Origin of the sequence: Pseudoalteromonas sp. SIMBA_162 (genome assembly GCF_046535955.1) — a bacterium.
In the GTDB taxonomy this organism is placed as follows: Bacteria; Pseudomonadota; Gammaproteobacteria; order Enterobacterales; family Alteromonadaceae; genus Pseudoalteromonas; species Pseudoalteromonas marina.
This window is the reverse complement of the sequence record NZ_JAWJBQ010001076.1, coordinates 1-241: the sequence shown is the minus strand read 5'-3', so window position 1 is coordinate 241 and position 241 is coordinate 1. Positions and strand designations below refer to the sequence as shown.

Below are 241 nucleotides of genomic sequence, written 5' to 3'. Positions count from 1 at the left end.
ACAGGGTGACCGCCAGCGCACCGATAATGCCGGTGAGCTGGGTTTGCGAACCGGCAGCTTCGGCCACCGGTGTGCGCGACGAGCTGCTGCTGATGGGGATGCCCTGAAACAGCCCTGAGGCGAGATTGGCTACGCCCAGGCCAAACATTTCCTGGTTCGGGTTGACCGGCATTTTCAGGCGTGCGGCATAGGAACGTGACAGCACACTGGTATCGGCGAACGACACCAGCGCCACCGCGAT

At 62.7% G+C, this 241-nt stretch carries 1 protein-coding gene; it reads right to left on the bottom strand.

The genetic code is table 11. The features are described 5' to 3' along the window. On the bottom strand, positions 1–241 hold a 241-nt coding region (locus R0J88_RS23000), incomplete at both ends, for a SulP family inorganic anion transporter (protein ID WP_410901316.1).